General features: G+C 68.3%; 19 protein-coding genes. 11 read left to right on the top strand and 8 right to left on the bottom strand.

The genetic code is table 11. The features are described from left to right. The first annotated feature begins 123 nt into the window (after positions 1-123). Positions 124-1068, top strand: a complete 945-nt coding sequence (locus ACFQ91_RS04125; RefSeq protein ID WP_198498331.1) for a LysR family transcriptional regulator — start codon at positions 124-126, stop codon at positions 1066-1068. Positions 1069-1180: 112 nt separating this feature from the next. Continuing rightward, positions 1181-2794, top strand: coding sequence for a nuclease-related domain-containing DEAD/DEAH box helicase (locus ACFQ91_RS04120; protein WP_198498330.1), 1614 nt, complete (start codon positions 1181-1183; stop codon positions 2792-2794). Between the two features lie 58 nt (positions 2795-2852). On the opposite strand, the gene ACFQ91_RS04115 is transcribed toward ACFQ91_RS04120, so the two are convergent. From ACFQ91_RS04115 to ACFQ91_RS04105, 3 genes are all read right to left on the bottom strand, one after another. Then, a complete protein-coding gene (locus ACFQ91_RS04115; protein WP_171006942.1) occupies positions 2853-3002 on the bottom strand; it encodes a hypothetical protein in 150 nt (49 codons plus the stop codon). An 83-nt stretch (positions 3003-3085) separates the two neighbouring features. Next, complete coding sequence (gene nhaA, locus ACFQ91_RS04110; protein ID WP_198498329.1) at positions 3086-4429, bottom strand: Na+/H+ antiporter NhaA; 1344 nt, start codon at positions 4427-4429, stop codon at positions 3086-3088. 100 nt (positions 4430-4529) lie between these two features. After that, a complete protein-coding gene (locus tag ACFQ91_RS04105) occupies positions 4530-4691 on the bottom strand; it encodes a hypothetical protein (protein WP_198501040.1) in 162 nt (53 codons plus the stop codon). Between the two features lie 112 nt (positions 4692-4803). On the opposite strand from ACFQ91_RS04105, the gene rraA reads away from it, so the two are divergent. The 7 genes from rraA to ACFQ91_RS04070 all read left to right on the top strand — a co-directional run bounded on the left by rraA (position 4804) and on the right by ACFQ91_RS04070 (position 11525). Then, positions 4804-5271 carry a ribonuclease E activity regulator RraA gene (rraA, locus tag ACFQ91_RS04100; RefSeq protein WP_198498328.1) on the top strand — a complete coding sequence of 156 codons (468 nt, stop codon included), beginning with the start codon at positions 4804-4806 and terminating at the stop codon, positions 5269-5271. A 229-nt stretch (positions 5272-5500) separates the two neighbouring features. After that, positions 5501-6841 (top strand): enolase C-terminal domain-like protein, encoded by a 1341-nt coding sequence (locus ACFQ91_RS04095; RefSeq protein WP_198498327.1) that lies wholly within the window; start codon positions 5501-5503, stop codon positions 6839-6841. A 109-nt stretch (positions 6842-6950) separates the two neighbouring features. Next, positions 6951-8333, top strand: coding sequence for a sugar porter family MFS transporter (locus ACFQ91_RS04090; protein ID WP_198498326.1), 1383 nt, complete (start codon positions 6951-6953; stop codon positions 8331-8333). 26 nt (positions 8334-8359) lie between these two features. Then, complete coding sequence (locus ACFQ91_RS04085) at positions 8360-8776, top strand: RbsD/FucU family protein (protein WP_198498325.1); 417 nt, start codon at positions 8360-8362, stop codon at positions 8774-8776. Continuing rightward, positions 8773-9678 (top strand): amidohydrolase, encoded by a 906-nt coding sequence (locus ACFQ91_RS04080; protein WP_198498324.1) that lies wholly within the window; start codon positions 8773-8775, stop codon positions 9676-9678. The genes ACFQ91_RS04085 and ACFQ91_RS04080 overlap by 4 nt, the downstream gene beginning before the upstream one ends. Continuing rightward, a complete protein-coding gene (locus tag ACFQ91_RS04075) occupies positions 9675-10703 on the top strand; it encodes an aldo/keto reductase (protein ID WP_198498323.1) in 1029 nt (342 codons plus the stop codon). The genes ACFQ91_RS04080 and ACFQ91_RS04075 overlap by 4 nt, the downstream gene beginning before the upstream one ends. 60 nt (positions 10704-10763) lie before the next feature. Continuing rightward, positions 10764-11525 (top strand): SDR family NAD(P)-dependent oxidoreductase, encoded by a 762-nt coding sequence (locus tag ACFQ91_RS04070; RefSeq protein ID WP_198500928.1) that lies wholly within the window; start codon positions 10764-10766, stop codon positions 11523-11525. Positions 11526-11528: 3 nt separating this feature from the next. On the opposite strand, the gene ACFQ91_RS04065 is transcribed toward ACFQ91_RS04070, so the two are convergent. From ACFQ91_RS04065 to ACFQ91_RS04050, 4 genes are read right to left on the bottom strand one after another with little or no spacing between them, the layout of a single operon-like run. Beyond that, positions 11529-12233, bottom strand: coding sequence for a FadR/GntR family transcriptional regulator (locus ACFQ91_RS04065; protein WP_198498322.1), 705 nt, complete (start codon positions 12231-12233; stop codon positions 11529-11531). 59 nt (positions 12234-12292) lie between these two features. Then, positions 12293-13264, bottom strand: a complete 972-nt coding sequence (locus tag ACFQ91_RS04060; RefSeq protein ID WP_198498321.1) for an ABC transporter substrate-binding protein — start codon at positions 13262-13264, stop codon at positions 12293-12295. 38 nt (positions 13265-13302) lie between these two features. After that, a complete protein-coding gene (locus ACFQ91_RS04055) occupies positions 13303-14358 on the bottom strand; it encodes an ABC transporter permease (RefSeq protein ID WP_198498320.1) in 1056 nt (351 codons plus the stop codon). Next, the gene (locus ACFQ91_RS04050) at positions 14359-15882 is read right to left on the bottom strand and encodes a sugar ABC transporter ATP-binding protein (protein WP_198498319.1); all 1524 of its coding nucleotides are present in this window, start codon (positions 15880-15882) and stop codon (positions 14359-14361) included. Between the two features lie 288 nt (positions 15883-16170). On the opposite strand from ACFQ91_RS04050, the gene ACFQ91_RS04045 reads away from it, so the two are divergent. Beyond that, the gene (locus tag ACFQ91_RS04045) at positions 16171-17085 is read left to right on the top strand and encodes a VOC family protein (RefSeq protein WP_198498318.1); all 915 of its coding nucleotides are present in this window, start codon (positions 16171-16173) and stop codon (positions 17083-17085) included. 4 nt (positions 17086-17089) lie between these two features. Here the strand turns inward: ACFQ91_RS04045 and ACFQ91_RS04040 are convergent, their stop codons facing one another. Then, entirely contained in the window at positions 17090-19147 is a 2058-nt protein-coding gene (locus ACFQ91_RS04040) for a heavy metal translocating P-type ATPase (RefSeq protein ID WP_376904040.1), read from the bottom strand. Here ACFQ91_RS04040 and ACFQ91_RS04035 point away from each other — a divergent pair. After that, positions 19139-19378 (top strand): hypothetical protein, encoded by a 240-nt coding sequence (locus ACFQ91_RS04035; protein ID WP_376870658.1) that lies wholly within the window; start codon positions 19139-19141, stop codon positions 19376-19378. The two genes, ACFQ91_RS04040 and ACFQ91_RS04035, sit on opposite strands and share 9 nt — an antisense overlap. Positions 19379-19430 lie beyond the last annotated feature (52 nt).

Below are 19430 nucleotides of genomic sequence, written 5' to 3'. Positions count from 1 at the left end.
GATTCATCCATATCGTGGCGCGCCCTTCTGCCTCATTGCGATGTCGGGTTGACGTGACCAGTCTTTCGCAGGATCATCAAAAGAAAAAGCAAAATTAATACGTGAACAACATAGGAAGACTCGATGAATGATTTCACGCTCCGCCAGGTCGAGTACTTCCTTGCCGTCCTTGACCACGGGTCGGTGAGCGCAGCAGCGAAAGCGTGCCGGGTCTCCCAAGCGACGGTCTCCGCAGCACTCGGTCAGCTTGAGAAGCGGCTCGGAGTCACACTTCTTGCGCGCGGACCGGCCCGCAGCGCACGCCCGACCAGCGAAGGGCGCGAGTTCGCTTTCCATGCCAGAGCGATCCTCGCGACCGTCACCGAGGCGGTCGAATCGATCGGCGACGTGGCAACTCTGCAAGGCAACCTCCGTATCGGCTGCATCCCCACCGCGGCACCGCGCATTTTCCCCGGCGTGGCGGCCGCGTTCAGCCGCGAGTATCCAGCCCTCGACATCTCCTTCCACGAGGCGGCCCCTGTCGAATGCCAGCGCCGCGTCCTCGACGGGGAGATCGACATTGCCGTGATGTATCTCCGGCAGCTGCAATTCGCCGGGCTACAGAAACATGAACTCATGGCCGTGCAATCCCATGCGGTGATCGCCGCCGATCACCCTCTCGCAGGTCAGGCAGAACTGGACCTTCGCGCCCTGCGCAATGACTCGTTCATTCTTCTCGATTCACCGCCCACAGCTGATCTCGTCGTTGCACAGATGCGCACCCTCGGTCTCGAACCTCAGGTGCGCTGGCTCATTCCCGATGCGGAGACGATCCGCTCGATGGTGGCCATGGGACTGGGGGTGTCGATCGCCAATGCTGTCCCGCACCCGACCACACGGTCGTTCCACGGGCTGCCGGTGAACTACGTTCCGCTGATCAATCCGGAGGTCTCGAACACGATCATTGCGGTGACTAGAGCAGAGACGCGGATGTCGAAGAAGCTCACAACTGCACTGTCCACGCTGCGGGCCACAGCTGAGGAGACCAACCCTCTCGGTTGGCACGCGGGGCACCAGGTGCAGCCCTGATCGCACCGACCTGGCGGACGTGACGACCGTCAGCGGTTCTCCGGATAATCGCCACCGACAGATCCCACTACCCCAGTCGTGACATCCGGTTTCCAGCCGGTAGGCTCACGACATGGTGACGTTGATCCCGGAGGAACCGGATTTCGGAAAGTCGAGCGCCGAGGCAGCGGTGTGGAAGGCGCTGAAACGGCAGCTGCCCGACACTGTCACCCTCATCCACGGCCAACGCGTGACGACCGCGACGAAGGACGTCGAAATCGACGTCCTCGTCCTCTGGCCCGGACTCGGCATCGCCGTCATCGAGGTCAAGGGCGGGCGGATCGACGTCGTCGACGGCACCTGGTACACCCACGACGCGAAGAAGCAGCGCCACCGGCTCAACCAGTCCCCGATCGACCAGGCGATGGTCGCCAAACACGGACTCCGCCGCTTCCTGCAGCCTCGACTCTCCCGCATGCCCGGGCCCTTCATCCACTTCGCCGTTCTCCCCTACACCGAGCTCCCGGCCGATTGGGACCTGCCCGACGCGCCACGGCACTTCCTCGCAGACGCCACCGATATGCACCGATTGGCCGAGGCGATCGCCGCGGCCCTCCGTCACGCCCGCATCCCCGAGCGGGATGACCCGAGCGTTCCGCTGGATGCGGTGACGAAGAATCTGCGACGCACCCATCTGGCGGTCGCCAACCTCCGCGTGCGCGCTCAGGCCATCGAAGACCGCGCCAGCCAGCTCTCCCAGGAGCAGGCGCGACTCATCCGCGTCCTCCGCCATCAGACCCGCGCCGAGATCAGCGGCGGCGCCGGCTCCGGCAAGACCTACCTCGCCCTCCGGAAGGCGCAGGCCCTGACCCAGGAGGGCAAGTCGGTCGCGCTCATGTGCTATTCGCGGGGCCTGGGCCGATTCCTCCAGCTCGTCACCTCGGCGTGGCCCGAGGCGGATCGACCCGCCTACGTCGGTCTCTTCCACGACCTGCCGGTCAGCTGGGGCGCTGAGGAGGGCAGCGACGACGACTCCGCCTACTGGGAGGAGGAGCTGCCGCGCCGCCTCCGGGAGCTCGCCGACGACCGTCCCCGCCGTCAGCTCTTCGACGCGATCATCATCGACGAGGGCCAGGACTTCAGTCCCCTGTGGTGGGAGGCCGTGGCATCGTGCCTGCGCAACCAGGCCGAGGGCACCCTCTACGTGTTCACCGACGAGCGCCAGCGCGTCTTCGGCAGGCACGGCACCTCACCGATCACGATGAATCCCATCCAGCTCGACGAGAACCTCCGGAACTCCGAACAGATCGTCACCGCGTTCTCCGGCTTCGCCACCGACCCTCCGATCAGCCGAAACGGCCCCGCGGAGGACATCGACGTCATCCCCGTCCCCGCAGATGAGGCCCTCGCCGAGGCGGACGGACAGGTCGAAGCGCTGATGGACGCCGGATGGCAGCCCGGTGACATCGCCCTCCTCACCACAGGCAGCCGACATCCGGTGCAGCGGGAGATCGTCGAGGAGGAGGGCTACCAGGCGTACTGGGATCAGTTCTTCTCCGCCGAGGAGGTCTTCTACGGGCACGTCCTCGGGTTCAAGGGACTCGAACGTCCCGCCGTCGTCCTCTGCCTCAACGGATTCCGCGACGAGTCGCGAGCCGCGGACATGATCTACGTCGGAATGTCGCGCGCGACGACGAAGCTCGTCATCGTCGGCGAGACCGGCCGCATCGACGAACTCCGCCAGTGAGCGCGCCGACGACCGGACTCCTGCTCTTCCGGATCAGGAGCCTCGGTCGCGCGTCAGCTCAGTAGTTCTCCGGCGGGTCGCTGGCCGGGAACGATTCGTCGCCCCACTCCTCGACGAGCTGGTCATCATGCTCACGAGCCGCGTCGCGGGCGTCCTTCTGCGCGGACGACTCCTCGGTCGCCTCGGTGGGTTCCGGTGTCTCGGACATGATCAGTGACCTCCAATGCCAGCGAACGGATCTGCTATCTCCATCTTGCCCGGTCAGAACGGATCTGGGTACCGTGACCCCGCTCAGTCCTGCGCCGCGGTCGTTCGCGTGCCCGCGTCGACGTGGGCGGCGAGGATCCTGTAGTGCCGGTTGCGCACCGACAGCCAGACCGCTCCGAGCAGCGCGGCGAGCAGTGAGCCGAAGAGCACCCCGACCTTGACGACCTGCGCCCGCGGGTCATCGGCACCGAAGCTGAGGTCGCCGATGAGCAGGGAGACGGTGAAGCCGACACCGGCGAGGCACGAGACTCCGACGACGTCGACCCACTGCATCGTCCGGTCGAGGGAGAATCCGCGGACTCGGGTGATGAGGAAGGTCGCCAGCGTGATGCCCAGCGGCTTGCCGACGACGAGTCCGAGCATGATCCCCAGGGCGACCGGACTGCCCAGGGACTCCGCGAGTCCCGACAGTCCCCCGACGTTGACGCCGGCGGCGAAGAACGCGAAGATCGGCACCGCGATCACCGCCGAGGGGATGCTCCACTTGTCGGCGAACTGCGCCGCCGGACCGTGGCCCTCGGTGCCGTGGATGCCGTCGTGCGCGTGGAAGCCGCGCTGGTCCCCGGTCCGTCGACCGCCGTGGCGCTTAGCGGCCACCGGCACCATGAACCCGAGGAGGACCCCGGCGATCGTCGCGTGGATCCCCGCAGCGTGGACGAGCGTCCAGGTGGCGAACGCCAGCGGGAAGAGCAGCCACCAGGCGTGGATGCCCCGCTGCACGGCGACGGCGAACGCGAGCAGGGGAAGCAGCGCCAAGCCCAGCGGCAGCCAGGAGAGGTCGTCGGTGTAGAAGATCGCGATGATGGCGATCGCCAGCAGATCGTCGACGACGGCGAGCGTGAGCAGGAACGTCCGCAGCGACGGCGGCAGGAACTTGCCGACCATCGCGATGATCGCCACGGCGAAGGCGATGTCGGTCGCGGCAGGGATCGCCCAGCCGCTCAACGCGCTGCCGCCGGAGTTGAGGTTGACGAGGACGTAGAGGAGCGAGGGGATCGCGACGCCGCCCACGGCCGCCGCGACGGGCACTGCGGCGGTCTTCGGGTTGCGCAGCTTGCCGGCGACGAACTCCTCCTTGAGCTCGAGGCCGACGACGAAGAAGAAGATCGCGAGGAGGCCGTCGGAGGCCCAGCTGCTCGCCGAGAGGTTGAGCTTGAGGGCCTCGGGGCCGAACTTCGTCGACCGCACGGTCTCATACCAGTCGGCGGCCGGTGAGTTCGCGATGATGAGCGCCGCAGCCGTCGCCGCGAGCAGGAGGATGCCGCCGACGGCATCGTGCTTGAGCACGCGGGCGAGGCGCTCCCGCGCCGGCCGTGCGGTGAGGGTGGAGGGGGTCGGATCAGTGGGGTTCGGGACAGCCGAAGACATCGGTGGGGTCGCTTTCGCAGAGGTGAGAAGTGAACGCGAGTGCGCGACGATCCGGTGTGCGGTCAGCCCTGCTGACCGGCAGAGATGCGGATGCGCGCAGTCAGCGCCGTGGCGGCGGGCAGCCGGCGATCTCACCGTGGGCGTTCGTGCCCCACGAGCTCATCCACCCGTTCGTGCCGTTCGACAGCGTCGTCACGATCTTCGCCTTCGGGAAATCGGCAGCACGAGCTGCTTCGAGACGGGACGCGACGGAGTAGGGCACCGTTCCACCCTAGCGAGTCGCCCGACCCGGTTCCAAACGGTTCGGCATCTGGACTCGTCCTCGTGCTAGCGTGCTGGCATACCTCCAGCGCCCACGAGAACAGGGAGAATCGATGACGGTCTCAAACGCCGACCTCTGGGATGAACGAGGTCCCGAGCTCTACTCGATCGCACTGAACTTCACCGACTTCGGGGACAAGGTCGCGTTCTCCGGTCCGGCCCGGACCGTGCGGTGCTTCGAGGACAACGCCCTCGTCAAGACGGTGCTCTCCCAGCCCGGCGACGGCGCGGTCCTCGTCGTCGACGGCGGCGGCTCGATCGCCACGGCGCTCATGGGCGACATGATCGCCGGGCTCGCGATCGACAACGGCTGGGCCGGCGTCGTCATCAACGGCGCCGTGCGCGATCGCGAGGTCCTCTCGACCCTCGACATCGGCATCAAGGCGCTGGCGAGCAATCCTCGCAAGAGCGGCAAGACGGGCGCGGGCGACCACGACGTCACCGTCGAGTTCGGCGGTGCGACGATCCGCCCCGGCGCCATGGTCTTCGCCGACGCCGACGGAGTCGTCGTCGACCGCTGACGACCAGACATCCGATCTCAGCCCCCGCACTGCCCTCGAGCATCTCCGGCGCTGCGCGCCTCGCGCACTCCCACCTCGGCGACGCATTCCGCCCAGCACACCCTTGACCACTCAAACATCCTATGTTTAGACTCAGGTCAGCGAAACGATTCCCTGAACCGACCGATCGCTCCCAGGACCGGCCGTTCAGACATCCGATCACAACGCTGCTGTTGTGCGAAAGGACGAAATGTCTCAGATCACTGCGATCGACGTCGTCGACCTGCGATTCCCCACCTCGGCGAGTCTCGACGGTTCGGATGCGATGAACCCCGACCCCGACTACTCCGCCGCCTACCTCATCGTCTCCACCGATGCCGGCGACGCCGGCCACGGCTTCGTCTTCACGATCGGCCGCGGCAACGACATCCAGACCGAGGCCGTGCGCGTCATCGCCGAGACCCTCGTCGGACGTGAGGTCGAACCGATCCTCACCGACATGGGCGGCTTCTGGCGCGACCTCGTCCACGACTCCCAGCTGCGCTGGCTCGGCCCGGAGAAGGGCGTGAGCCACATGGCCATCGGCGCGATCGTCAACGCGATGTGGGATCTCAAAGCCAAACGCGCGGGACTGCCCCTCTGGGAGCTCCTCGCCGGGATGAGTCCCGAGGAGATCCTCGACCTCCTCGACTTCCGCTACCTCAGCGACTTCATGACCCGCGACGACGCCCGCGCCATCCTCGATGCCGCCGAGCCCGGGAAGGCCGAGCGGATCGCCGAGCTCCGCGAGACCGGATACATGGCCTACACGACGACGCCCGGTTGGCTCGGCTACTCCGATGAGAAGCTCGCCCGCCTGTGCCGAGAGGCCATCGACGAGGGCTTCTCCCAGATCAAGCTCAAGGTCGGCGCGAACCGCGACGACGACATCCGCCGCCTCGGCATCGCCCGAGAGATCTGCGGACCCGGGTTCCCCATCGCCATCGACGCCAACCAGCACTGGGGCACCGCCGAAGCGATCGACTGGATCGGCGACCTCGCCCGGTTCGATCTCCGCTGGGTCGAGGAGCCGACCTCGCCCGATGACATCCTCGCCCACGCGGCCATCCAGCAGGGCATCGCCCCGGTTCCGGTGGCCACCGGCGAACACTGCCAGAACCGGATCGTCTTCAAGCAGATGCTCGAAGCCGACGGCCTGCGCGTCATGCAGATCGACGCCACCCGGGTCGCCGGGGTCAACGAGAACATCACCAACCTCCTCCTCGCCGCCCACGCGGGAGTGCCCGTGTGCCCGCACGCCGGCGGCGTGGGACTGTGCGAACTCGTCCAGCACCTCTCGCTGTTCGACTTCGTCGCGGTCTCGGCGACGATGGACGACCGCTGCATCGAATACGTCGATCATCTCCACGAGCACTTCGTCACCCCTGTCGACGTCCACGACGGCAGATACTGGCCGCCCTCGGCACCGGGCGCCGGCGCCGAGATCCTGCCCCGGACGCTCACCGACTTCGCCTACCCCGACGGCCCCGAATGGGCAGCGCGCACCGCCTCGGCGACCACTTCGGCGACACCCGTCCCCGAGTCCGCCTGAACCCCGCCTCCTGCCCCCGGCCGCCGTAGCACCGCTCGACGCAGCGCGCCCCTGCGCAAGGCACCCCAGCATGATGACCATCACCTCGTGAGAAACCAGGTTCCCTGCTGTGACTGACCACACGACCTCCGACACCGGACTCGCCCGCAACCACGCGAACGAGCCCATCCCGACCAAGATCATCTTCATCGCCATCCTCGCCGGCTTCTCCGGACTCCTCTACGGCTACGATTCGGGAGCGATCTCCGGAGCCCTGCCCCTGCTCACCGAGCAGATGGGCCTTGATGCCGGGCAGCAGGGACTCATCACCTCCCTCCTGCTCTGGGGAGCACTCCCCTCGATCATCGGCGCCACCCTCGCCGCCCGCCGCTTCGACCGTCGTCACCTCCTCATCGTCGCCGCGGTGATCTTCTTCCTCGGATCCCTCGCCTGCGCGTTCGCCCCGACCCCCGAGGTCCTCGGCGCCGCCCGCTTCTTCCTCGGCCTCGGCGTCGGCATCGCCAACATGTTCGGACTCATCTACCTCTCCGAACTCTCCCCCACCCGCATCCGCGGCCTGCTCACCGGCCTCTACCAACTCGCCGTCAACTTCGGCATCCTCGCCGCCTACATCGTCGGCGACGCCTTCCAGGCCTCGGGTCTGTGGGAGTGGATACTCGGCATCGGCGCGATTCCCGCCGCCGTGTTCTTCGTCGGCATGATCCTCTCCCCGGCCAGCCCCCGCTGGCTCATCACCCGCGGACGCGACGACGACGCCCTGGCCGTGCTCACCTCCCTGCGCGGGACCCAGGAGATCGCCCGCCTCGAATTCGACGACATCAAGTCGAGCCTCGCCCAGCAGGACAGCGGCCTGACCGCCCTGACCCATTCGGCGAGGCGGCCGATGACCGTCCTCCTCGTCCTCACGTTCTTCCAGGTCTTCACCGGCATCAACGCCGTCGTCTACTATGCGCCGATCATCTTCGCGCAGTCGGGCATGGGCGACCGGGCCGGCAGCTACGCGAACTACGGGGTCGGCATCGCCCTCGTCGTCTCCACGGCGATCGCCCTGCCGATCATCGACCGGCTCGGCCGGGTCCGGCTGCTCGCGATCTCGATGCTCGGTCAGACGATCGCCATGCTCGCCCTCTGGCTGCTGCCCGACGCGGGCTGGATCAGCATCGCCGCCGTCTTCGCCTACACCTTCGCCTTCGGCATCGGCATGGGTCCGGTGTTCTGGCTCCTCGTGCCCGAGGTCCTGCCCCTGTCCGTGCGGGCGATCGGCACCGGCGTCATCACCTTCGCCCAGTACCTCTTCAACGCGATCTTCGCGTGGGCGTTCCCCGTCGCCCTCGATGCGATCGGACCGCTCGTCTTCCTCCTCTTCGCCCTCCTCTCGGCCGCGGCCCTGTGGTTCGTCCTCACCCGCGTCCCCGAGACCTCGGGCCGCTCGCTCGAGGAGATCGAAGCATACTGGAGAACGTCGGCTGCCTCGGCGACGAAGCAGAGCTGAACCCGGCACCCACGAGAGGAGCCACAATGCTCACCACCCCGCTCACCCACCCCGAACTCCTCGCCGCGCTCGCCCGGTGCGGTCACGGCACGAAGATCCTCATCGCCGACGGCAACTACCCGCATCTCACCGGGGTGCCCGCCGGCACCACCCGCATCGCGCTCAACGTCACCCCCGGGCTGCTCACCGTCGATCAGGTCCTCGAGCCGCTCGCCCGGACGATCCCGCTCGAGGCCTGCGAGTTCATGCTCACCGCCGAGGCCGGGACCGCACCGGCGGTCGACGGGTACGCCGCACTGCTACCCGGTGTGCCGTTCACCGGTCATGAGCGCTTCGCCTTCTACGACACCGCACGGCTGCCCGATGTCGGGCTCATCATCGCCACCGGCGATCAGCGCCAGTACGCGAACCTCCTGATCACCGTCGGAGTCGTGACCCCATGACCGGTGCCCCGCCGCAGGTCGTCGACTCCCACCTCCACCTGTGGGACCGGCGCCGCTTCTCCTACCCGTGGATGACGGAGCTGCCCGCCCTCCCGGAGACGAGCCTGCCGATTCAGAGAACAGCGTCCGCGACCGCGGCGATCGTCGTCGAAGCCGGCATCAGTCCTGATCAGCGAACCGCAGAGGTCGAATGGCTGACCGCCCTCGCGGCGGAGGAACCGCTCATCCGCGGCATCGTCGCCGCCGTCGACTTCACCGACCCCCACCTCGCCGAGGTGGTCGCCCGGCTCGCCGACACCCCACTCGTCGTCGGGGTGCGCGACAACTTCGAGTCCCGCCCCGCCGGGGACCTCGACCCCCGCACCTCGCCGACAGCCGGGGCGCTGCTGCGCGGACTCGACTGCGCGCGCCGGGTCGGGCTGACCGTCGACCTCTGCGTCCGCGCCGGCCAGCTGGCCGAGCTCGACGCGCTGCTCACCTCGGTCGTCGCGGTGACCGGCTCGGCCGACGGGCTCGTCCTCGACCATCTCGGCAAACCCCTGCCCGCCGATCCCGACTTCTCCTTCGAGGAATGGGCGGAGGCGATGAGCGCCCTGGCCGCCCATGCCGGCCTCCACGTGAAGTTCTCCGGACTGCCCGGCCAGATGCCCGGTGCCGTCGACCCTGAGGCGGCCCGGGAGCTCGCAGACCGCTTCATCGGCGAGGTGCTCACGGCCTTCGGTCCGGAGCGCACGATGTACGGGTCCGATCACCCCGTCTCGACGACCGGCCACGGTCTCGGGGACGGCGAGTGGGAGCAGGCGGCGGCCGCAGCGCTGCACCACGTCGTCGACGACACCGACTTCGCCGCCGTCATGGGCACCACCGCAGCGGACTTCTATCTGACGAGGAGGACTCAGTGACTGAGAAGAACCCCGTCGTGCAGCGCCTGCACGACCTGCACACCCTCGGCTTCGGGGGCGCCCCGATCGGCAATCTCTACCGCGTCATCGACGACGCGACCGCGACCACGGCAGTGGCCACGGCCTGGGATCTGGGCATCCGCTATTTCGACACCGCACCCCATTACGGTCTCGGGCTCAGTGAGCGCCGCCTCGGCGAGATCCTCTCCGACCGACCCCGCGAGGACTTCCTCCTCTCGACGAAGGTCGGCCGGCTCATCCGCCCCGCCGACGCACCCCGGGACTGGGACGACGAGGGCTTCGCCGTCCCCGGTGACCTCCACCGGGTGCGCGACTACTCTGCCTCCGGGGTGCGCCGGTCGATCGAGGAGTCGCTGACGCGCCTGCGCCTTGACCGCGTCGACATCGTCTACATCCACGACCCCGACGACTACTGGCAGGAGGCCCTCGACGGTGCGGTTCCCGAGCTCAACCGACTGCGCGACGAAGGCGTCATCGGGGCGTGGGGCGCGGGGATGAACCAGGCGGAGATGCTCACCCGCTTCGTCCGCGACACCGACATCGACGTCGTCATGCAGGCCGGCCGCTACACCCTCCTCGAACAGGGCGGGCGGGACGAGCTCATCCCCGCGGCCGCGTCCCGTGGGGTCGGCGTCGTCAACGTCGGCGTCTTCAACTCCGGCATCCTCGCCAACACCGACCCCCGGCAGCAGGCGAAGTACAACTACGAGGACGCGCCGCGGGAGGTGCTTAACAAGGCGGAGAAGCTCGCGGCACTGGCGACCGCGCACGGCACGAGCCTGCCGGCCGCCGCCGTCCAATTCAGCCTCCGCGATCCCGCGATCACCAATGTCACCCTGGGCATGCGCACGGCTGAGCAGGTCGAACGCAACGTCGCCCTCGCCCACGCCGAGGTCCCCGAAGCGTTCTGGGCCGCCGCTGTGGCCGATGGTCTGCTCGCCGTCGACCCGCGCACCTACGCAGACCGCCCGGGCACTGTCGACCCGGGCGCAGGCGACCAGTAGAGCACGAGCCTATTCCCCGCACTCTCCGCACCACACCGACCGGAAGGAACCATGACCGCCATGACCACCGCTGAAGAATTCGCCGGCCTCACCGCCCTCGTCACGGGAGGCGCCTCGGGCATCGGCGCCGCCGTCACCGAACAGTTCCTGGCAGCCGGGGCGAACGTCGCCGTCCTCGACCTCGATCCCTCAGGCTCCCCCGCCGGTGCCCTGGCGCTGCAGTGCGACGTCTCCGACCGGGACTCCGTCGAGTCAGCCGTCGCCGCGGCAGCATCCGAGTACGGCGGCATCGACATCGTCGTCAACAACGCCGGCATCGGGGCGCAGGGGCAGGTCGATGCCAACGACGACGCCGAATGGAATCGCGTGCTCGGCGTCAACGTCATCTCCGTCGCCCGCGTCACCGCGGCCGCACTGCCCCACCTGCGCCGGTCCGAGCACGCCGCGGTCGTCAACACCTCGTCGATCGCCGCGACAGCGGGGCTGCCCGACCGCGTCCTCTATTCCGCCTCGAAGGGGGCGATCTACTCGATGACGCTCGCGATGGCCGCCGACCACGTCCGCGAGGGCATCCGCGTCAACGCCGTGTGCCCGGGCACCGCGAACACCCCGTGGGTGATGAAGGGCCTGATGTCGAAGGCGGAGAACCCCGAGGAGGAGCTGCGCCAGCTCAATGCGCGCCAACCCCACGGTCGTCTCGTCGAACCCGCCGAGGTGGCCCGGACGATCCTCTTCCTCGCCAGCCCGCTCCAGGGCTCGACGACCGGCACGGCGATCGCCGTCGACGGCGGCATGCAGGGACTGCGACTGCGCGCAGAGTGAGGCTCAGTCCGCGCCCGGTCCGGGGGCGTCGTCGGCGACGACGTCGACCTCGTCGACCCAGCGCTGCACGCCGGTGACGTGGAGGATCATCATCGACTGCGCCAGACGCGCGTCTCCGGCGGCGAGGGCGTCGATGATCGCCCGGTGCTCATCGAGGGTGCGCTCGATGGCGCCGGGATCGGTCATGCCCCGCCAGGTCCGCGCCCGCGTCGTCTTCATCGACACGGCTTCGAGCATCGCGGCGAGGTAGTCGTTGCCCGCGTGCTTGGCGATCGTCGCATGGAAGTCGAAGTCGTGGGAGACGAGGGATTCGACCGAGTCGGGGTCGGTGTCCCTGATCGTCTGCCGCAGATCCTCGAGCCCGGCCGCGTCGATGCGGGTCGCCGCGCGGTACGCGGTCTCGGCTTCGAAGATGCGCCTGACCTCGAGGATCTCCCGCAGCGACCCCGAGGCGTGGACGTCGACGAGGAAGGACACCGCCTCGGTGAGGTCCTCGGCCGAGAGCGAGGTGACGTAGGTTCCCGACCCGCGTCGCACGTCGAGGACGTTGATGAAGTCGAGGGCCTTGACCGCCTCCCGCAGGGAGTTGCGGGAGAGGCCGAGCCGCTCGGAGAGCTCGGCCTCCGGGGGCAGACGGTCCCCCGGTCTGAGCTCACCGGTGACGATGAGGTCCTTGATCTTGTCGAGCGCGTCATCCGTCAGTGCCATGGCTCCCACCTTATGTCCTCACCGGGCATGATCGTCGCCAGCACCGCGGTCGCCGATCCTCACTCGTAGAGGAGCTCGGCGATCTTCGGGTCCTCGATGTTGTTCTTGTCGTACCAGTAGAACGCGGTCGGGATCTGCTTCTCGAGGTCCTTCCCGTCGATCGCGTCAACGGCGGCCTGCACGGTCTGGCTGCCGATGTCGAGCGGGCTCTGCGTGACCGCGCCGAGCATCGACCCGTCCTTGATCGCGTCGAGCTGGGCCTTGCCCGAGTCGAAGCCGACGATCGTCGCGTCGGTGTTGCCGAGCTCCTTGGCTCCTTGGACGACGCCGATCGCCGCACCTTCGTTCGTGCCGTAGAGACCGGCGAGGTCGGGATTGGCCTGGAGCATCGCCTTCGTCGCGTCCGCGGACTTCGCCTGATCGCCGTCGGCGTTCTGCTCGGCGACGATCTCGATGTTCGGCTCGTTCTGCTCGAGGTACTCGACGAAGCCATCGCGGCGTTCGACCCCGGTCTGGGCCGTCTCCGAATGGGTGACGATCCCGACCTTGCCCTCCCCGCCGAGGGCTTCGGCGAGCTTCTTCGCGTCCTCGGCGGCAGCGGCCTTGTTGTCGGTGGCCACGGTGGTCAGCGGGATGTCGCTGTCGACGCCGGAGTCGAAGGCGATGACGGGGATGTCGTTCGACTGCGCCTGCTGGAGCAGCGGGATGACGGCCTTGCTGTCGAGCGCGGCGATCGCGACTGCGTCGGGCTGCTTGTCGAGCGCCGTCTGCAGCTGGGTGACCTGCTGTTCGACGTCGGTCTCGCTGTCGGGGCCCTCGAAGGTCACGGTGACGCCGAGTTCCTTCGCCTTCTCCTCGGCTCCCGTCTTCACCGTCTGCCAGAACTGGTGCTGATAGCCCTTCGAGATGATCGCGATCGTCCGCTCTCCGTCCCCGCCGCTCGATCCGGTGTCGGCCGAACCGCAGCCGGTGGCGATGAGGGCGATGGACGACAGTGCCGCGAGCGAGGTGAGCAGCTTTCCTATCCTCATGGTGATCTCCTTCGATTCTTCGTGAGGGCGATGGTGGGTCAGAGTGGTGCGGATCCGGTGGAGGAGTTCTTCTTGCGCACGATGTCGAGGTAGACGGCGAGCAGCACGACGACGCCGATGGCCACCTGCTGCCATTCCTGGGCGACGCCGGCCATACGCAGACCGTTGTCGAGGACGGCCATGATGAGGGCGCCGATGACGGTGCCGACCATCGACCCGCGGCCTCCGGCGAGCGAGGTGCCGCCGATGATCACCGCGGCGATCGCCTGGAGCTCGATGCCGGCGCCGCCGGTCGGCTGCGCGGAACTGAGACGGGAGGCCGAGAGCACCCCGGCGAGGCCGACGAAGAGTCCGCAGAGGACGTAGACGGAGATCAGCCAGCCGCGGACGTTGACGCCCGAGAGCCTCGTGGCCTTCTCGTTCGAGCCGATCGCGAACGCCGTGCGGCCGATGAGGGTGCGCTGGAGGACGATGACCGAGACGACGATGAGGATGAGGAAGAGCACGGTGCCCAGCGGCAGCCGCATCCCGGGGATGAGCGAGACATTCATGATCGCCCCGAAGCCGGGGCTGTCGGTGAAGTAGATCGGCTTGGTCCCGCTGACGACGAGCGACAGTCCCTGGGTGATCATCATCATGCCGAGCGTGGCGATGAACGGCGGCAGCCCGAGGACGGCGACGTTGAAGCCGTTGACGAGGCCGATGAGGCCGCCGAAGGCGATCGTCAGGGCGATCCCGACGATGAGCGGCAGACCCAGGTTCGTGATGAAGACCCCGGCCATGACACCGCAGAGGATCATCCCCGTGCCCACGGACAGGTCGATGCCGCCGGTGATGATGATGAACGTGACGCCGAGGGCGAGCAGCCCGACGGTCGTCACCGTGGTGAGGATCGTCGAGAGGTTCGTGACGGTGAGGAACGAATCGGGGTTGATGATCGCGAAGACGATGATGATGACGATGAGGCTCGCCACAGCGAGGAGCTGCTGCAGCGAGTTGCGCCAGAAGCTGCGCGTCCCGGCGGGACGACCGGTGTCGGCGGCCGGGGCATCAGAGGTCTGCGGGCGGGCGGCGGAAGCGGTTTCGGCATTCATTCAGGCGACGATTCCCATCGATTCGGTGTGCTGCGTGGCCAGGGCCATGACGGAGTCCTGCGTGGCATCGGCGGCGGTGAGGATGCCGGTGAGGTGGCCTTCGCTGAGCACGGCGATGCGGTGTGAGAGCAGGAGGACTTCGGGCAGTTCGGAGGAGATGACGATGATCGACTTGCCCTGCGCGCTGAGCTCGCGCAGCAGGGCGTAGATCTCGGCCTTCGCGCCGACGTCGATGCCCCGGGTGGGTTCGTCGAAGATGAAGACGTCACAGTCCTTGACGAGCCATTTCGCGATGGCGACCTTCTGCTGGTTGCCGCCGGAGAGCTTCTCGAGCACCTGCGTGATCGACGGCGTGCGGATCCGCAGCCGTGACACGAGGTCACGGGCGGTGGTGTCGATGGCCGTCTCGTCGGTGAACCCGAAGCGGCTGAAGCGCCGCAGGCTCGGCAGGGCGATGTTGTCGCGGACGCTCTGCCCCACGAGCACGCCGAGCTGCTTGCGGTCCTCGGACAGGTAGCAGATCCCCAGCCGCGCGGCCGCCGCCGGACTGCCGATCGTCACCGCTCGGCCGTTGACGGTGACCGTCCCGGCGGTCAGGGGGTCGGCGCCGATGATCGCGCGGGCGGTCTCCGTGCGGCCGGCTCCCATGAGACCGGCGAGTCCGAGGATCTCGCCGCGGCGGAGGTCGAAGCTGATGCCGCGCAGCTTCGCCTTCGTCTGCAGGTCCGTCACGGCGAGGACCACCTCGGCGGTGTCGTCATGGGCGGGTGCGTCGGCGACGGCGGCGAGTTCGCGTCCGACCATCATGCGGATGACCTCGGGCATCTCGGTCGTCGCGGTCGGCACGGTGCCGATCTTCTCGCCGTCGCGGATGACGGTGATCCGCTCCGTGATGGCCTTGAGCTCCGGCATCCGGTGCGAGATGTAGATGACGCCGGTCTCCGGGGTGATGAAGCGGCGGATGAGCCCGTGGAGGACCTCGACCTCCTCATCGTTGAGGGCGGCGGTGGGTTCGTCCATGATGAGGATCCGCGCATCCTGGTTGAGCGCCTTCGCGATCTCGACCATCTGCTGCGCGGCGACGGTGAGCCGCCCGACGACGGCGCGCGGGTCGAGCGCGAGACCGAGCCGGGTGAAGAGGGCCTGCGCATCCCGGTTGAGCTGACGTTCGCTGATGAAGGGACCGATGCGCGGTTCGCGGCCGAGATAGATGTTCTGGGCCACTGTGAGATCCTCGACGAGGTTGAACTCCTGGTGGATGATGGCGATGCCGAGGCGCTCGGCGTCGGTCGTCGACCCGATCGTCACCGGGGTGCCGTCGATGCGGAACTCCCCGGCGTCCGGGGTGTAGACGCCCGAGAGCAGCTTCATCAGCGTCGACTTCCCGGCTCCGTTCTCCCCGACGAGGCCGAGGACCTCTCCGGGATACAGGTCGAGGTCGACGTCGGAGAGGGCTCTGACGCCGGGGAAGGATTTGGCGGCGCCGCGGATGTCGAGCAGCGGAGTGCTCGTCGTCTCTGACATGTGGCGGTGACTCCTCGTTGAATACCGTGTCCCACGTCATCACGCGAGACATCCTATGTCTGTTGCTCAGACTAGAGGCACAGTCGAGCAAAGACAAGATCTCGCCGGGATTATTTGTCGAAACGCAATGGATGGATTGTCAATACATTGGATGACTGACGGGAGTTTTGCCGGTCCCGCTTGAGCGTCGGGTGCGCACGGCAGGGCTCTTCCGTCCCGCCGGGCATGGCCACCGCGCTCCACCGCGGATATACTTCAATATTCAACCATCTTGATCTGGAGCGCCCGATGACCTCTGCCCCCAGCACCGTCCTCCCACCCGATGCCGGAATGGACGCCGTGACCCTGCGCGTCGGCGACCTCGACCTCATGACCGACTACTACCGGAATGCGCTCGCCCTCGAACCGCTCGAGGAGGCTTCCCGGGGGCGCGAGGTCCACCGCGTCCTCGGGCGCGGCACGACGCCGATGGTGAAGTTCGTCTCGACCCCGGACCTGCCGGTCGGCAGCCGCCGGAGCGCCGGACTCTTCCACACCGCCTTCCTCTTCGAGACTCCCGAATCCCTGGCCGCGACCGTCGCACATGCCGCGGCGAACACCCGCAGCCGGTTCCTCGCCGCTCAGGATCACCTCGTGTCGCAGGCGTTCTACTTCTCCGACCCCGAGGGCAACGGCATCGAACTCTACGTCGATCGGGACCGCGCGCAGTGGGGCCACTCCCCCGCCGGTGAGATCGAGATGGACTCGATCGGCTTCGACCCCAACGCCTTCCTCCGCGAGCATCTCGACAGCGGCACGCTGACGAGCGCATCGGAGCTGCCCGGCACCGTCGGCCATGTTCACCTGCAGGTCGGCGATCTCGACGCCGCCCGCGAGTTCTACGTCGGCGCGCTCGGCTTCGAACCGACGAACTCGACGATGCCCGGGGCCGTCTTCGCCTCGGCCGGCGGCTACCACCATCACGTCGCGATGAACACGTGGAACAGCCTCGGCGCGGGACCGCGGGCCGCGAGCCTCGGCCTCGGCGATCTCGCGATCACGGTGCCGGCCCGCGAGGACCTCGATGCCCTCGTCGAGAGGCTGACGGCGCGGTCGCTGCCGTTCGCCGACGAGGAGCGTTCGGTGCGCCTGGCCGACCCGTGGGGCACGCAGGTGACCGTCGGGGTCGGCGGCAGCACGCTCGAGGAGACCCTCGAGCGCTGAGGACTCAGCGCTCGGCGGGATGGCGCTCGGCCGCGGCGACGACGGCCTCGGGCCGCAGGTCGAGGCGGCGCAGGAGCTGCGCGTTGAGGGCGACGACGACCGTCGAGGCCGACATGAGGATCGCACCGACGCTCATCGGCAGGACGAACCCGATCGGCGCGAGGATGCCCGCGGCCAGGGGGACGGCGAGGAGGTTGTAGCCGGCGGCCCACCAGAGGTTCTGCTTCATCTTCCGGTAGCTGGCCCGCGAGAGCTCGAGGACGGAGAGCACCGAACGGGGATCGTCGGAGGCGAGGATGACTCCCGCCGAGCCGATCGCGACATCGGTGCCCGCACCGATCGCGATGCCGACATCGGCCTGCGCGAGGGCGGGGGCGTCGTTGACGCCGTCGCCGACCATCGCGACCGTCTTCCCCTCGGCCTGGAGTTCGGCGACCTTCGCCGCCTTGTCCGCCGGGCGCACGCCGGCGAAGACCCGGTCGATGCCGAGGTCAGCGGCCACGGATCGGGCGACCGCCTCGGCGTCGCCGGTGATCATGACGACCTCGATGTCCTGGGCGTGGAGGGCCTCGACGGCCTGCCGGGACTCGGCCCTGATCTCATCGGCGAGGCGCAGCGCGCCGACGACCTGCCCGGCGACGAGGACGTGGAGGATGATCGCTCCCTCGGCCCGCCAGGTCTCGGCGATCGGGGCCTCGACGGCCCCGCGGGCACTGAGGAGGTGGGGTCCTCCGACCTCGACCTCGGTGCCGTCGACCTCGGCGCGCACTCCGACGGCCGGTGAGGACGAGAAGTTCTGTGCCGTCGGCACGGTCAGTCCCCGCTCGTCGGCGGCGCGGACGATCGCTCGGGCGAGCGGGTGCTCGCTGTCGGTCTCGGCCGCGGCGGCGAGAGCGAGCACCTCGTCGTCGCTGCGCGTCCCGGTCGTCTCGACGGCGGTGACGGTCGGCTCGCCCTTCGTCAGGGTTCCCGTCTTGTCGAAGAGCACGGCGTCGACGGTGCGCATCGTCTCGAGCGCGAGTCGGTCCTTGATGAGGACCCCGGCGCGTGCGGCGCGTTCCGTGGCGATCGAGACGACGAGCGGGATCGCCAGTCCCAGGGCATGGGGGCAGGCGATGACGAGGACGGTGATCGTGCGCACGACCGCCGTGTCGGGCATGCCGACGAGCGTCCAGACGATCGCGGTGATGACGGCGGCGCCGAGGGCGAACCAGAACAGCCACGCCGCGGCGCGGTCGGCCAGGCGCTGGGCGCGTGAGGAGGAGTTCTGGGCGTCGGCGACGAGTTTGCGGATGCCGGCCAGCGCGGTGTCGTCACCGGTCGCGGTGATCTCGATCCGCAGGCCCGAGTCCGTGGCGACGGTGCCCGCGACGACGGTGTCGCCGACGCTGCGGCGCACCGGTCGGGACTCCCCGGTGATCATCGATTCGTCCATCTCCGCGGTGCCGTCGACGATGCGCCCGTCCGCCGGCACGGCGGAGCCGGGGCGGACGAGGACGACATCGCCGACGACGAGGTCGGCGGGTGCGACCGTCACGGTGGTGCCGTCGACGATCTTCACCGCCTCATCGGGCAGGAGGGCGGCGAGGCTGTCGAGCGCCGAGGTGGTCTGCGCGAGCGAGCGCATCTCCAGCCAATGGCCGGCGAGCATGATGACGATGAGGAGTGCGAGCTCCCACCAGAAGTCGAGTTCGGCGTCGAGGATCCCCAGCGAGGCGCCCCACGAGGCGACGAAGGCGACGGTGATCGCGAGCGCGATGAGGAGCATCATCCCCGGCTTGCGGGCCTTGAGCTCGCTCCACCCGCCGGTGAGGAACGGCTTGCCGCCCCACACGTACATGACCGTGCCGAGCACCGGAGCGATCCAGCGCACCCAGCCCCACGGCCCCGATTCGGGCACCATGTAGCCGACGAGGTGGCCGAACATCGGGCTGAAGGCGATGACCGGCACCGCGATGACCGCCATGATCCCGAAGAGCCGGCCGAACACCGCGGCATGCCCGCCGTGGCCCCCGTGGCCGGAGTGGTCCATGCCCGAGTGGTCCATCCCCGAATGATCCATGCCGGAGTGATCCATTCCCGAGTGATCCATCGCCCCGTGCCCCGCGAGATCGTGGCCCGCGTGATCGTGGCCCGAATGATCATGGCCCGAATGTTCGTGGCCCGCGTGATCGGCCCCGGGCTGCTGGTGTCCGGCATGGTCATGGCCCGCGTGGCTCTGCTCGAGTTCCGTCGCTCTCTGGTGATCCCGTTCCGTGTCCATATCGTCAACCTATACCCCCTAGGGGTATGAATCAAGCTCGATCCGCAGGAATCTGCGAGAAATTTCTTTGCACTTCTGAGCA

This window comes from Brevibacterium sp. NPDC056726, assembly GCF_042790515.1.
GTDB lineage: Bacteria > Actinomycetota > Actinomycetes > Actinomycetales > Brevibacteriaceae > Brevibacterium > Brevibacterium sanguinis.
This window is presented reverse-complemented; position numbering and strand designations above follow the sequence as displayed.

What these genes read in the sequence shown, in the direction of transcription:
- ACFQ91_RS04125 (WP_198498331.1), top strand. Translation starts at nt 124, where the DNA reads ATGAATGATTTCACGCTCCGCCAGGTCGAGTACTTCCTTGCCGTCCTT.
- ACFQ91_RS04120 (WP_198498330.1), top strand. Translation starts at nt 1,181, where the DNA reads ATGGTGACGTTGATCCCGGAGGAACCGGATTTCGGAAAGTCGAGCGCC.
- ACFQ91_RS04115 (WP_171006942.1), bottom strand. Translation starts at nt 3,002, where the DNA reads ATGTCCGAGACACCGGAACCCACCGAGGCGACCGAGGAGTCGTCCGCG.
- nhaA (WP_198498329.1), bottom strand. Translation starts at nt 4,429, where the DNA reads ATGTCTTCGGCTGTCCCGAACCCCACTGATCCGACCCCCTCCACCCTC.
- rraA (WP_198498328.1), top strand. Translation starts at nt 4,804, where the DNA reads ATGACGGTCTCAAACGCCGACCTCTGGGATGAACGAGGTCCCGAGCTC.
- ACFQ91_RS04095 (WP_198498327.1), top strand. Translation starts at nt 5,501, where the DNA reads ATGTCTCAGATCACTGCGATCGACGTCGTCGACCTGCGATTCCCCACC.
- ACFQ91_RS04085 (WP_198498325.1), top strand. Translation starts at nt 8,360, where the DNA reads ATGCTCACCACCCCGCTCACCCACCCCGAACTCCTCGCCGCGCTCGCC.
- ACFQ91_RS04080 (WP_198498324.1), top strand. Translation starts at nt 8,773, where the DNA reads ATGACCGGTGCCCCGCCGCAGGTCGTCGACTCCCACCTCCACCTGTGG.
- ACFQ91_RS04070 (WP_198500928.1), top strand. Translation starts at nt 10,764, where the DNA reads ATGACCACCGCTGAAGAATTCGCCGGCCTCACCGCCCTCGTCACGGGA.
- ACFQ91_RS04065 (WP_198498322.1), bottom strand. Translation starts at nt 12,233, where the DNA reads ATGGCACTGACGGATGACGCGCTCGACAAGATCAAGGACCTCATCGTC.
- ACFQ91_RS04060 (WP_198498321.1), bottom strand. Translation starts at nt 13,264, where the DNA reads ATGAGGATAGGAAAGCTGCTCACCTCGCTCGCGGCACTGTCGTCCATC.
- ACFQ91_RS04055 (WP_198498320.1), bottom strand. Translation starts at nt 14,358, where the DNA reads ATGAATGCCGAAACCGCTTCCGCCGCCCGCCCGCAGACCTCTGATGCC.
- ACFQ91_RS04050 (WP_198498319.1), bottom strand. Translation starts at nt 15,882, where the DNA reads ATGTCAGAGACGACGAGCACTCCGCTGCTCGACATCCGCGGCGCCGCC.
- ACFQ91_RS04045 (WP_198498318.1), top strand. Translation starts at nt 16,171, where the DNA reads ATGACCTCTGCCCCCAGCACCGTCCTCCCACCCGATGCCGGAATGGAC.
- ACFQ91_RS04035 (WP_376870658.1), top strand. Translation starts at nt 19,139, where the DNA reads ATGATCCATGCCGGAGTGATCCATTCCCGAGTGATCCATCGCCCCGTG.
- ACFQ91_RS04040 (WP_376904040.1), bottom strand. Translation starts at nt 19,147, where the DNA reads ATGGATCATTCGGGGATGGACCACTCGGGCATGGACCACTCCGGCCAC.